Below are 12,388 nucleotides of genomic sequence, written 5' to 3'. Positions count from 1 at the left end.
CGAAGGCGGTGTGTCAGTCGATAACAATGCCAACTGTCACACCGCCTTCGCGAGCAAGCCCGCTCCCACAGGTTATGCAGGCCCCGCTTAGGCCGGCACTTCGTCAAGCATCAGGCGCTGGCGCACCACGTCGACGAGTTTGTCCGGCTGGAACTTGGAGAGGAAATTGTCGCAGCCGACCTTCTTGACCATCGAATCGTTGAAGCTGCCGGACAAAGACGTGTGCAGAACCACATACAAGCCACGCAGGCGCGGGTCGTTGCGGATTTCGGTCGTCAGGCGATAACCATCCATTTCCGGCATTTCCGCATCGGTGAACACCATCAACAGTTTGTCGGTCATGTGTACGCCGGTATCGGCCCAGGCCTTGAGCATGTTCAAGGCCTTCAGACCGTCGCTGGCGATGTGCATCTTCACGCCCAACTGCCCCAGGGTATCGCGCAATTGCGCCAGGGCCACGTTCGAGTCATCCACCAGCAGCACCTCACGGCCACGGGCACGTTCCAGCACCGGATCTTCGAGCTTGTCGCGGGAGACTTTGGCGTTGTACGGGACGATTTCGGCCAGGACCTTTTCGACATCGATGATTTCCACCAGTTGATCATCGACTTTGCTGATGGCCGTCAGGTAGTGCTCGCGGCCGGCGCTGCCTGGAGGTGGCAGGATGGATTCCCAGTTCATGTTGACGATCCGGTCCACGCCACCGACCAGGAAGGCCTGAACCGAACGGTTGTATTCGGTGACGATAATCGTGCTGCCAGGCCCCGGCACCAGCGGGCGCATGCCGATGGCCTGGGACAGGTCGATCACCGGCAGGGTCTGGCCACGCAGATTGACCACGCCGCACACAAAAGGATGGCGCTGCGGCATCAGCGTCAACTTTGGCAGCTGCAGGACTTCCTGTACTTTAAAGACGTTGATCGCGAACAATTGCCGTCCGGCGAGCCGGAACATGAGAATTTCCAGGCGATTCTCACCCACCAGTTGCGTGCGTTGGTCTACCGTGTCGAGAATGCCGGCCATCAATGACTCCTGGTCTTGTTCGGATGAATTCACTTAAAGGAGGTTATCGGCTGTTTTTGCCGAAGCTTGACCCTCTCTAAAATGCCACGCCCGAGCATTGATGTCATATTAACATCATGCTTTACTGGCGCCGTGCATACATCTGCTGCCCGCCTGCGCAAGCGCGACCATAGTTCACACGACAAGTTCCTCTGCGTAAGGGATTCCCCTATCAACAATCAGGTGCAACCTGATGTTCGCAATATCCAATAGCCATTAATGTGACGCCATTCTCAATGCATGAACGGAGTCAGGCTTTTGTGTGCGATCGCCAGTAAGTGGCCAACCACCCTCTCGTGTTCCCCAGCCTGCCTCCGGGCCAGCCGCCGTTCGCTCACCCGACGACTCGGCGATGCCGGGGTCCCGACCGCCCTCGTCGACACACACGATATCCCCTCATTTGACATGACGTTGTGGAGATAAGTATGCCGAACGACCGTAAAGAGTGGGCCCGGCGGCTCCCGGAGTTTCTCGTCGAGGCTGAAACACTCCTGGCTAAAACCGAGGAATGCCTGAGTCATCTGCAGCTGATCAGCAATGACAAGGACGCCATCGACTGCATGCTCAGCACCCTGCTCAAGCTGGCCAATAAGGCCGATACGCTGTCGTTGGCGGCCGTGTCTGAATTCTCCCTGCATATTCATGGCCTGCTGAACCACGCACAGAACACGATGAGCCTGCACGACGAGGCACTGAGTGCCTTGAAAGACTGCCTGACCCTGATTGCCTGGCAACTCGAACTCATCGACCAGACCACCGGGCAGCTCAGTCTCGACGACAGCGAGCAGGTCACCCTTATCGAAGCTTTTGCCTTTCAGGTTGGGCAAAGCCGGTTTCAACCACCTCTCATTTCCAGGCCGTTCACCCTTGTGTCCTATTCCGAACGGCAGGCCTGAACTTACCAAACTATGCCGTACGGCGTGTTTTGGTTATCTATACCGCGCTGCAACTTGAGTGCGCACATGTCGCAAATGAATATTTCATAGCTATAAACGACATTCTGTAACAAACACTAATACCCATCGACAGTTGCGTGCCTGTCTTGACTAGGGTATTGCCTTGGTATCAACAACAAAATCCGGGGACAATTGTCACCTTGCGACGACAATAACCAACTTGCTCCATTATGGAACCACCGTCCAACTCCTGACTTTTCGGACATCTATACGAACGCGACCAACGGTATCTTAAGTGCTACTATGCCGCCTGTTAGTTGGCGCCAATTAATGGCAGTGTGATTGCAGCCAGACAGTTTGGGGCTGATTTCTCCAACCAAAAAGTACATGCCGTTGAAGTCGACGCTCCACATTAAAAAACAGGGGCCAGTCAGTCTGCATGACCGGTCTGCCCGCAGCGAACATCCATTGGCTCCATCCGCTATGCACGCCAGCCTCAAGTCAATCGCCATGTGGCCACCGTCCCGAGAAAATGCACGCACATTCACGCTGTTGCTATGCGCCTGCTCGACGCTCGGCAGTTTGCTGGTCTATGGCTTGTCCATTCCGTTGCCCCTGGCATTACTGATGCTCAACATTGCGGCGCTGACCAGTGTTGCGGTGCAATACCGCCTCTCGCGCAAATCCATCAAATTCGAGCCTCAGGAACTGGCCGACCGGCTGTTGCAGGTTCAGGAAAACGAGCGTCACCGGTTGAGCCGGGAACTGCATGACGACATCGGTCAATTGCTGACTGCCGCAAAACTTCAAAGTGACTGGCTCAAACGCCGGATGCCCGAAGAACTCCAGGAGCAATGCTCGGTCCTCTGCGACACACTGGAAGAAACCCTGGCCAAAGTTCGTGACGTATCGGCCATTCTCAATCCCCGGCAGTTAACCAGCCTTGGGCTGGAAGCCAGTCTGCGGGCTCACCTGCTCAAGACTCTGGCCAACACCCCGGTGCACTGGAGCCTGGAATGCCAACAGCGCCTGACCGGCATACCCGAGGAAATGGCCGTGGCCGCTTTCCGTATCACCCAGGAAGCGGTCACCAACATCCTGCGACATGCCCAGGCCAGGAACCTGCTGGTGTGCCTGCAGCGTCTGCCACAGGGCCTGATGTTGCAGATCCGCGATGATGGTCAGGGCTTCGCGCCAGCAACAGACCCTGGTCGTGAAGGGCAACGCGGTATGGCCGGGATGTCGGAACGGATCGACCAACTGGGCGGCACATTGACCGTTACCAGCGAGCCGGGCAAAGGCACTCAAATCGAAGCTCTTTTTCCCTGGGCGCCCCGTGCGCTCGAACGGGCAAGTTCGAATAAGGTTATGCATTGACTTGTAATTTACTACTGGTGGATGACCACTCGCTGATCAGGGCTGGCGTGCGCGCCCTGGTAATGGATCTACCCGGCTACGCCGTCATCGGTGAGGCCAATGACGGCTCGCAGTTGCTTGAAATGGTCGGGCATCTGTCCCCGGATATTGTCCTGCTGGATATTTCGATGCGTCACACCGGCGGCCTCGAAGCCTTGCAGCAGCTCAAGCGAGTACGCCCGCAAAGTAAGGTCCTGATCCTCTCGATGCACACCGACCCGGCCCTCATCATGCAGGCGCTGGAGTCCGGAGCCCATGGCTACCTGCTCAAGGACACCACGGCGACCGAACTCGAACACGCGCTGGAGGCCTTGCGCAACAACGAGCGCTATCTGAGCCCGGCCATTGCCCACACGGTGATCAATCAGGCATTGATCCGAAACCAGAAACACCAGCCCGAACCTGCCGACTCGCACAACCTGACAGCCCGTCAGCTGGAAATCCTGCGGTTGATCGTTCGCGGAAAATCCACCCGAGAAATCGCCAACGGCCTGGGGCTGAGCGTCAAGACCGTCGAAACCCACCGCTCGCAGATCATGAAGCGCTTGCAGATCTACGATGTAGCCGGCCTGGTGTTATTTGCCGTGCGTGAACAAATCATCAGCCTCGATGACTAGACGCCTCAGTGGCATTCAATAGCGGCGAATCCTCGGAAAAATGCACGAGCAGCGCCGCTGGGCGAACCGAAAAACGCAGGTTCTCCCCTTCCAGCGGCTCACCATCCAGATTGATGTAAAGCCCTTCCGAGACCTTGATCTCGAACCAGGACAGGCGCGCACGGACAAACATGCTGTCGATGCCGTAGCCTTCGGCCAGCAGGTTTTTCAACGTCCCGCCCACCTCCTGTCAGTCTCGTTAACCTCGAAGCTTCCGTTAAAAGTCGTAAGAAAATGAATTATTTCCTGACTGAAAGACACGGCAGGATTTTTCTTACAAAACATGAGGAATCGGCTCAATTGACCAGAATTCTGAATTGGTAGACCTTGGGCTGCAGCAGGACATCACAAGGACGTGCCATGCAAACCCAAAACCTCGCATCACCCGCTATTTCAGCCTTGCCGCTCACAGATATTAAAAGTGCAGGCCACCGAACTGAATGCAGCAACAGCATAAAAGCCACGGGAGAAATTGATATGGAACCTCGCGTCACCGAGCTGGAAACACACCTCAAGTACATACGCAGGGACATGGAAGAAGTCCGGGGTGACGTCAAATCCATCAGGCACAGGCTTGCCTATTCCGCCGGCGGAACAGCCGTGATCCTCGGCCTTCTTGGCTGGATCGCCAATAGCCGTTTCGAGCAGGTTATTTCATTGCTTCTCGCACATTGAGCTGTCATCAACACAAGACCCGGCTCAATCAACCGGGTCTTGTGTGACAAAGACGCTGAAGCCATCAACTCAGGACTTCACTCAACGGAATGAAGAAAACGCTGTCGCCCTGAACCAGCGTGCGACCTTCCAGGACTTCTACCAGTCCATCAGCCCAGGCAGCGCTGCGCAGCACACCGGAACTCTGGTTTTTGTAGATCGTCGCCCTGCCGTTTTCCAGCCGCCCGCGCAAATACTCACGCCGATTGCCGGGATGGAGCCAGTCAAACCCTGCCGGCACCTGCACCTTCAACGGCTCAACGTCTTGCACACCCTGACGACGCAAGAGATAGGGCCTGGTCAACAAAGCAAAGGTCACGAGGGTCGACGCCGGATTGCCCGGCAAGCCGATCACCGGCACACCGCGGAAATGCCCGAACGTCAGCGGTTTACCAGGCTTGATGGCGAGTTTCCACAACGTCAACTCACCCTCTTCGCGCAAGGCAATGCCCAGAAAATCGGCTTCTCCTACCGATACGCCACCGGTCGAGAGGATCAGGTCGACATCCTTCAACTCACCCAATCGGGAACGAGTGGTTTCCAGATTGTCCGGAAGAATTCCCGCGTCGATGACTTCACACCCCAAACGCTGCAACCAGCTACACAACAACACCCGGTTGCTGTTATAGATCTGTCCTGGCCCCAGCGTCTGCCCGGGCTCAATCAGTTCGTCGCCGGTAGACAGCACCGCCACACGCACCTTGCGAACCACTTCCAGCTCTGCGCATCCCAAGGAGGCAGCCAATCCTTGCTCGATCGGCCCCAGCCGCGTACCTGCCGGCAGAATCAACTCGCCGATGGTCGTTTCCTGGCCTTGCGGACGAATGTTCTGGCCTTGGGTCATGGTTTCGGTGAAGCGCACTCGCTCATCCGCCTGAACCTCGGCGTTTTCCTGCATCTCAACACAATCGGCACCTGCGGGAACAGGCGCCCCGGTGAAAATGCGCGCGCAAGTTCCTGGCTGCAACGGATCGGGGGCCTGGCCGGCAAACACCTTCTGACTGACCACCAACGGCTCTCCCGTCCAGTCAGCCATGCGCAAGGCATAACCGTCCATCGCGCTGTTGGGCCACGGCGGTAGATCAAGTGTCGACACCAGATCTTCAGCCAGTACACGCCCCTGCACCTGCGCCAACGGCATGCGTTCACGCTCGACAATCCTTGAGGCTTCGGCCATTTCCAGCAGACGCGCCAACGCCTGCTCGACAGGCATCAGACTGCCAGCCTTGCCAGGCTTACCCACGGGATTCACAAGGCGCTGCCTGTTTCAAATGGGGTACGAAATTGCACGGGCGATGCCGCGAATCCAGCTGCTCGGCAAGTATGCCGTCCCAACCGGTGCGCACGGCATTGGTCGAACCCGGCAAACAGCAAACCAGCGTACCGTTGGCCAACCCGGCCAAAGTCCGGGACTGAACGGTCGAGGTGCCGATATCGGCAACCGAGATCTGGCGGAACAGCTCACCAAATCCATCAACCTGTTTGTCCAGCAGGCAGCTGACGGCTTCTGGCGTGCTGTCACGCCCGGTAAAACCGGTTCCGCCGGTGATCAGCACAACCTGCACGACATCGTCGGCAATCCAGTTGGCGACTTGCGCGCGAATTTTGTAGAGGTCATCTTTGAGCAACACCCGGGCTGCCAGGTTATGACCCGCAGCGGTCAAGCGGTCGACAAAGACCTGACCTGAGGTGTCGGTTTCCAGTGTGCGGGTATCACTGACAGTCAGCACGGCGATGTTCAGCGGTGCGAAAGGTACATCAGCCTTGGCTTTCATAGGCTCGTCCAGTTGTAGGAGAAACAGCCCGGTGTTATATCACAGCGCTCCGTTTTTTCGCCGCTCCCATGGAGACCTGCCATGACCACGAATTCACAATTGCCACCCTGCTCCATTCTGCTCCTGGCGGGTGGTCGCGGCCAACGTATGGGCGGTCAGGATAAAGGGTTGCTGGACTGGCACGGCGAACCGCTGATTGCACACTTGCATCGCAAGACCCGTCCACTGACCGATGACCTGATCATCTCCTGCAATCGCAACCTTGAAAAGTATGGGCCCTATGCCGACCAGTTGGTCCACGATGATGAGGGCGACTTCCCTGGGCCTCTGGCCGGTATTCGCGCAGGCCTGAAAGCTGCTCGCCACACTCACCTGTTGGTCCTGCCATGTGACGTTCCGGGCATTGATGCGGCGCTGATCGGCAACATGCGCGAAACCGCCAACCTGCATCCGGACAAACCGCTGATGGTGCGGCATGACGGCCACTGGGAACCGTTGCTGTGCGTGATTCCCGTGGAACACAGGGCGGCGTTCGAGAATGCCTGGAGCGAAGGTGAGCGCAGCCCTGGCCGGTTGATGCACAAGCTCGGCGCGACTGCACTGCAATGCCCCGACAAAGACCCTCGGCTGGCCAACCTGAACACGCCGGAACTGTTAAGCGGTCATAACACTGTGTCAGACTGACTTTGATCAGGAACTTGCGCGGACGGTGTACGTCTCAAGTTCAGCAACCAAAGAATTCTTATTCGGAGACACACTCATGATTCAACGGACCCTCGCCACTTTCATGCTTGCACTCGGCCTCGCAACCCTCGCCGGTTGCTCGTCGCCTACGGTGATCACCTTGAATGACGGTCGCGAAATCCAGGCCGTCGACACTCCACAGTTCGACAAGGATTCCGGTTTCTACGAATTCGAACAGCTCGATGGTAAACAGACCCGCATCAACAAAGACCAGGTTCGTACCGTTAAAGAGCTGTAATCCTGGCGCCGCCGGATACAGAAAAGCCCGCTTGATGCGGGCTTTTTCACGTCTGAAGAACAGCGCTTCAGGGTAATGCCAGTCAGTTAGACACCCTTTGTAGCAGCTGCCGAGCCCGCGAGGCTGCGTTCAGCTGCATAGCAGTCGTGAGTCCAGCTGACGCGGCCTGCCTGACGTAGCGCAATGACTGATTTTACGACTGCTTCGCAGCCGAACGCAGCCTCGCGGGCTCGGCAGCTGCTACAGACCGCATTAACGCTTAACTGACTGGCATTAGCGCTTCAGGGGCGCTTTTCGATCACCATTGCAGGGTGATTTCACTCTCGAACGCTCGCTCCTGGCCCGTGACCGGATCGATAAATTTCAGCCCCTGAGCCAGCAGTTTCAAAGGATTGGCGTAGTCATCCTGCACATCCTTGAGCACCTCGGGGTAAAACGGGTCGTTGCAGATACCGGCTCCCAACGCGGCCATATGGACCCGCAGCTGATGTTTCTTGCCCGTCACCGGGTAAAGACCATAACGCCAGAGATCTCCCTGTTTCTCCCTGACTTCTACCGCAGTCTCGGTGTTGCTGGCCCCGGGCCCCTCCTGCATGCGGAAGAACGGTTCGCCATCGACCAGTCGGCTTTTATGAACCAGCGGGAAAGCAAGATCAGGCAACGCCCGTGCGATGGCCTCGTAGCGTTTTTCGATCTGCCGGGTTGGAAACAAGGACTGATAAGCCGAACGAGTCTTCGGGTTGGCGGAAAACAGCACCAGCCCCGCAGTATGCCGGTCAATGCGATGCAATGGCACCAGATGCGGATTATCCAGGCGCCGGATCAAGCGCCTCAGCAGCGTCTGTTCGACGTATTCGCCAGCCGGTGTCACAGGCAGAAAGTGCGGTTTGTCGGCCACCACCAGATGTTCGTCCGCGTACAGGATCGACTCGATCACCGGGATCGGCTTTTCATCCGGCACTTCGCGAAAATAATGAATCCGCAAACCTTCCTTGTAGGCCAGATCGAGGGCGATCGGCAGGCCTTGTCCATCGAGGACACGGCCACGGGCGATTCTGTCCAGCCATTGTTCACGATCGATGGCGCTGAAATGCTCACACAGGCAATCGACAACGGTCTGCCACGGGCCAGGTGGCAGGTAGAGCGTACTGGCCTGACTGTGTGCCGCGGAAAAAGAAGAAGTGGACATACGAAAGCTCTAACCCTCAGTGCAGAGCGGCATTATCCAACAGCAGGGGGAATGAACCTAGGGGGGCGTTCTCAATTAGTTTTCCCGGCGCGGCGTGAAAACTAATTGCGAACGCCCCCTAAGATTCCTCAAGCCGGGATCTGCGTGCGTGCCGCCGCCTCGGTGTACTCCTTGAGCCAGCGCAGTACATCGACCGCCTCCCAGCGAGCGGGGTCATACAGGGCGTACAACAATCCCTGATAACCCACGACATCGAGTTGCCGGTGATAACCCGCGCGTTGAAACAAGGCTTCGATTTCAGCGAAACAGGTATTGAAATGCGTTTTGTTGAAGGGCGTTTTTCCCTCGGTCACCAAACCATCCAGACGCAACTCACGGACGGCCTCGTGCACGACGTCTGCGGACATCCGGTTCACGCTGCTCTTCAACTGTTCGACATTGACCACGATTCATCCCTCTCACGCCCGGGCTTGCCCGCCCGTTCCCGAAAATCGGCAACGGCAGGCAGGCACCGCGAATAACTGTATGTGCGTACAGTATCCGATCAACACCGTATAAGCCAAGGGGATCAATCGCAAAGTTCGACAGGCGGGAGATAGCGCCAGCGCAAAAACGCTTAGCGCAGGAACGCCACCACCTCATCGGCACTGAACGGCCAGCCCAGTTCAGCGCCGGTATCGACTCGCCGCAGCACTGGAATACGCAGGCTGTAAGCTGCGAACCACGTTTCCTTGTCAGCGATATCCACCAGTTCCACCAGCAGACCGCGCTCGACAAACTCCATCAACATGGCTTCGGCGACTTCACATAGATGGCATCCAAGGGTGCCGAACAGCTGACATTCAGGAAGCATGAGCGCTCAACCAAAAATTGAAGTGATCATTCTAGGCCTGCCCCGAAAAACCGTCGAGCCATTGAGCCCCTGCCCTGATGCCAGCAACGATGAAGAAACCTGAATCAGTCCTGGCTCACGGCGCCGATCTTGTGAATCGACAGATCCGCGCCGTAATACTCCTCTTCCTGACTCAGGCGCAATCCATGCAACGCCTTGATCACGCCATACACCGCAAACCCGCCGGCCAGCGCCACGGTCACGCCCAGCGCAGTGCCAATCAACTGACTGATCAGGCTGACCCCACCCAGGCCGCCCAAGGCACTCTGGCCGAAGATGCCGCAGGCAATGCCACCCCATACGCCGCACAAGCCATGCAGCGGCCACACACCCAATACATCGTCAATACGCCATTTGCCTTGGGCTGCGGTAAAGCACCAGACAAACAACGCCCCCGCGACGGCGCCGGTCACCAGCGCCCCCACGGGATGCATCAGGTCGGAACCGGCACAGATTGCCACGAGCCCCGCCAACGGGCCGTTGTGCAGAAAGCCGGGGTCGTTGCGCCCGACAATCAGCGCGGCCACCGTACCGCCGACCATGGCCATAAGCGAGTTCACCGCCACCAGTCCACTGACACCTTGCAGGGTTTGCGCGCTCATGACGTTGAAGCCGAACCAGCCGACGATCAGGATCCACGAGCCCAGCGCCAGAAACGGGATGCTCGATGGCGCGAACGCGACCAGGCGTCCGTCGCGATAACGGCCGTTACGCGGCCCGAGCAACAACACCGCCGCCAGCGCCAGCCAACCACCCATGGCATGCACCACCACGGAACCTGCGAAATCATGGAAACCGGCGCCAAAGCGTTCCAGCAACCAGGCCTGCAGGCCCAGGTTGCCGTTCCAGACTATGCCTTCGAAGAACGGATAGATGAACGCAACAATCAACGCTGTCGCACACAGTTGGGGGACAAACCTCGCGCGCTCGGCGATCCCTCCGGAAATGATCGCCGGGATCGCCGCGGCAAAGGTCAGCAGGAAGAAAAACTTCACCAGTCCATAGCCATGGTCGGCATTGAGCACGGCCGCTGGCTGCAAGAAGGTCACGCCATAGGAAATCCAATAGCCTATAAAGAAGTAGGCCAGTGTCGAAACGGCGAAGTCACTGAGGATTTTCGACAGCGCATTGACCTGGTTTTTCTGTCGCACGGTTCCGACTTCGAGAAAGGCGAAACCGGCGTGCATGGCCAGAACCATGACCGCGCCGATCAGAATGAACAGTGTGTTGGAGCTATGGACCAGAGTGTCCACAGCGCTTTGCAGGTTTTCCATGGGATGGGCAGACCTTATGGCAGAAAAAAGCACCAAAGCAGTTCGCGAAGAAGATCCATGCACCAAGTTGCGGCTTCGACGCATCAGCGGACTGATTTCGTTGAACCGATTTGGCGCACGGATTGCGTCCGGACAAAACATGCCCCGAACGTTTACGCGCGTTTTTGATTGTTGGTCCTACGGTTTTACTGAAATCATGCCCGGCTATAGCGCGATGGTGCGGACCGGCGCACCACGACACAGCAAAAGTTGTACCAGTCATTTGTACTGAACCTTCGCCGAAGGCTCATACTCGAACGCATCAGAAAGCCACTTATGGAGATCCCCCATGGCCCGCACCCAGGCAAAGACTGCTCAAGAAATCCTGATGAACGACTTTCAGACACTGGTCAGTGACACCGAACGGTTGCTGGAGCACACCGCGACCCTGGCCGGCGATCAGGCCGACGAGTTGCGCGAGCAGATCCACGAAAGTCTCTTGCGTGCCCGTGAAACCCTGAAGCTGACCGAAGACTCCCTGCGCGAACGCGGCAAGGCTGCTGTCACCGCCACTGAAGACTATGTCCAGGCCAACCCTTGGCAATCCGTCGGGATCGCGGCCGGCGTGGGTTTCCTGATCGGCCTGCTGGCCAGCCGGCGCTGATATGTCGATCGGCGAATCCGGCCCGTCTGTAACGGGAACAAGCTCCTCATCGCGGCGCCTGGGTGCTGCCTTCCTTGGGTTGCTGCACAGCCATGTCGAACTGTTCGGCATCGAATTGCAGGAACAGAAAGCCCGCACCGTCAGCCTGTTGCTGTTTGCCGGCCTGGCCCTGGTGTTTGCGTTATTGCTGTTGGTGGGATTGTCGACGCTGGTGCTTATCGTGTTTTGGGACACGTATCGCCTGACCGCCATCATCGGGCTCTGTGTGTTCTACACCCTCGCCGCCCTGTTCTGCGCAATGCGCTTGAGAGCAGCGATTTTCGATGAGTCCTCGCCCTTCAATGGCACGCTGGAAGAGCTGGCCAACGATCGGGAGCGCCTGCTGCCATGAGCCTGCCTGAACTGCCACACAACAGCTCGCGCACGGAAATGCGCAAGGCCCTGATCCGCCTGCGCATGGAAATGCATCGTCAGGAAATCCGCCACGAATCCGCGCAACTGCTGCAACCCTTGCAACGCGTGCGCGGGATGACGCAAAACCTGCAGGACGGCTTCGGCATCAAACACGCCCCACTCTGGGGCGTGGCCGCCGTCACCTTGCTGGGCTTTCTGACCGGCAAGGGTGCAAAAAACGGTGGTGGCCTCAGCAGCCTGACCCGGCTGGTCCAACTCGGCACCACACTGGGGCCGCTGATCAAACTGATCATGCAGGGCTCTTCGCGCAAAGACTGAACGGTTTCTTTCTGGCTGCGCTCTTGCAGCGTCAACGGGATGCGCCCCTCTATCGAGGGGTGCCACTCGAGACGCCACGAGCAACCATTACTGCCTGACCGTCGGGTAGTCTTCCGACATTGGTGAACGCCTGCTGCTCATCGATATCGACGCCGCC

General features: G+C 57.8%; 16 protein-coding genes and 1 pseudogene. 9 read left to right on the top strand and 8 right to left on the bottom strand.

Features of this window, described 5'->3' with window-relative positions:
* Positions 1–87: 87 nt before the first annotated feature.
* A complete protein-coding gene (locus AC07XF_RS26320) occupies positions 88–1,023 on the bottom strand; it encodes a chemotaxis protein CheV (protein WP_495028830.1) in 936 nt (311 codons plus the stop codon).
* A gap of 464 nt (positions 1,024–1,487) precedes the next feature.
* Between AC07XF_RS26320 and AC07XF_RS26315 the strand changes: the two genes are divergently transcribed.
* The 3 genes from AC07XF_RS26315 (at position 1,488) to AC07XF_RS26305 (ending at position 3,991) form a co-directional block, all read left to right on the top strand.
* Entirely contained in the window at positions 1,488–1,958 is a 471-nt protein-coding gene (locus AC07XF_RS26315; RefSeq protein ID WP_495028829.1) for a hypothetical protein, read from the top strand.
* Positions 1,959–2,441: 483 nt separating this feature from the next.
* Positions 2,442–3,335: a sensor histidine kinase gene (locus AC07XF_RS26310; RefSeq protein ID WP_495028831.1), complete on the top strand. Its 894-nt coding sequence runs from the start codon at positions 2,442–2,444 to the stop codon at positions 3,333–3,335.
* Positions 3,332–3,991, top strand: coding sequence for a response regulator (locus tag AC07XF_RS26305; protein ID WP_495028828.1), 660 nt, complete (start codon positions 3,332–3,334; stop codon positions 3,989–3,991). The genes AC07XF_RS26310 and AC07XF_RS26305 overlap by 4 nt, the downstream gene beginning before the upstream one ends.
* Here AC07XF_RS26305 and AC07XF_RS26300 read toward each other — a convergent pair.
* Positions 3,975–4,220: pseudogene (locus AC07XF_RS26300) on the bottom strand (lipid kinase YegS); the annotation flags it as partial. The gene AC07XF_RS26305 and the pseudogene AC07XF_RS26300 overlap by 17 nt on opposite strands.
* 170 nt (positions 4,221–4,390) lie before the next feature.
* On the opposite strand from AC07XF_RS26300, the gene AC07XF_RS26295 reads away from it, so the two are divergent.
* Complete coding sequence (locus tag AC07XF_RS26295; RefSeq protein ID WP_495028827.1) at positions 4,391–4,705, top strand: hypothetical protein; 315 nt, start codon at positions 4,391–4,393, stop codon at positions 4,703–4,705.
* 64 nt (positions 4,706–4,769) lie between these two features.
* Here the strand turns inward: AC07XF_RS26295 and AC07XF_RS26290 are convergent, their stop codons facing one another.
* Together AC07XF_RS26290 and moaB are read right to left on the bottom strand one after the other, a co-directional pair.
* The gene (locus AC07XF_RS26290; RefSeq protein WP_495028826.1) at positions 4,770–5,996 is read right to left on the bottom strand and encodes a molybdopterin molybdotransferase MoeA; all 1,227 of its coding nucleotides are present in this window, start codon (positions 5,994–5,996) and stop codon (positions 4,770–4,772) included.
* Entirely contained in the window at positions 5,980–6,519 is a 540-nt protein-coding gene (gene moaB, locus AC07XF_RS26285; protein WP_108219612.1) for a molybdenum cofactor biosynthesis protein B, read from the bottom strand. The genes AC07XF_RS26290 and moaB overlap by 17 nt, the downstream gene beginning before the upstream one ends.
* Positions 6,520–6,600: 81 nt before the next feature.
* Here moaB and mobA point away from each other — a divergent pair, with 81 nt between their 5' ends.
* Together mobA and AC07XF_RS26275 are read left to right on the top strand one after the other, a co-directional pair.
* Entirely contained in the window at positions 6,601–7,203 is a 603-nt protein-coding gene (gene mobA / locus AC07XF_RS26280; RefSeq protein WP_495028825.1) for a molybdenum cofactor guanylyltransferase MobA, read from the top strand.
* Positions 7,204–7,279: 76 nt separating this feature from the next.
* Positions 7,280–7,501 (top strand): YgdI/YgdR family lipoprotein, encoded by a 222-nt coding sequence (locus AC07XF_RS26275; protein WP_495028824.1) that lies wholly within the window; start codon positions 7,280–7,282, stop codon positions 7,499–7,501.
* Between the two features lie 298 nt (positions 7,502–7,799).
* On the opposite strand, the gene AC07XF_RS26270 is transcribed toward AC07XF_RS26275, so the two are convergent.
* The 4 genes from AC07XF_RS26270 to AC07XF_RS26255 form a co-directional block, all read right to left on the bottom strand.
* Positions 7,800–8,690: a pseudouridine synthase gene (locus tag AC07XF_RS26270; RefSeq protein WP_495028823.1), complete on the bottom strand. Its 891-nt coding sequence runs from the start codon at positions 8,688–8,690 to the stop codon at positions 7,800–7,802.
* Positions 8,691–8,818: 128 nt separating this feature from the next.
* The gene (locus AC07XF_RS26265) at positions 8,819–9,136 is read right to left on the bottom strand and encodes a hypothetical protein (RefSeq protein ID WP_007983466.1); all 318 of its coding nucleotides are present in this window, start codon (positions 9,134–9,136) and stop codon (positions 8,819–8,821) included.
* Between the two features lie 170 nt (positions 9,137–9,306).
* Positions 9,307–9,543 (bottom strand): glutaredoxin family protein, encoded by a 237-nt coding sequence (locus tag AC07XF_RS26260; protein WP_007983467.1) that lies wholly within the window; start codon positions 9,541–9,543, stop codon positions 9,307–9,309.
* Positions 9,544–9,647: 104 nt separating this feature from the next.
* Positions 9,648–10,856, bottom strand: coding sequence for an ammonium transporter (locus AC07XF_RS26255; RefSeq protein WP_495028822.1), 1,209 nt, complete (start codon positions 10,854–10,856; stop codon positions 9,648–9,650).
* A 328-nt stretch (positions 10,857–11,184) separates the two neighbouring features.
* Here AC07XF_RS26255 and AC07XF_RS26250 point away from each other — a divergent pair, with 328 nt between their 5' ends.
* From AC07XF_RS26250 to AC07XF_RS26240, 3 genes are read left to right on the top strand one after another with little or no spacing between them, the layout of a single operon-like run.
* Positions 11,185–11,499 carry an ElaB/YgaM/YqjD family protein gene (locus AC07XF_RS26250; RefSeq protein WP_495028821.1) on the top strand — a complete coding sequence of 105 codons (315 nt, stop codon included), beginning with the start codon at positions 11,185–11,187 and terminating at the stop codon, positions 11,497–11,499.
* A gap of 1 nt (position 11,500) precedes the next feature.
* Positions 11,501–11,890, top strand: coding sequence for a phage holin family protein (locus tag AC07XF_RS26245; RefSeq protein WP_495028820.1), 390 nt, complete (start codon positions 11,501–11,503; stop codon positions 11,888–11,890).
* Entirely contained in the window at positions 11,887–12,231 is a 345-nt protein-coding gene (locus tag AC07XF_RS26240; protein ID WP_310054937.1) for a hypothetical protein, read from the top strand. Before AC07XF_RS26245 ends, AC07XF_RS26240 begins: the two co-directional genes overlap by 4 nt.
* Positions 12,232–12,388: the final 157 nt, after the last annotated feature.

The organism is Pseudomonas sp. GW821-FHT01C01 (assembly GCF_059422645.1).
The sequence above is the reverse complement of the archived record's forward strand: the minus strand, read 5'-3'. Positions and strand labels throughout refer to the sequence as shown.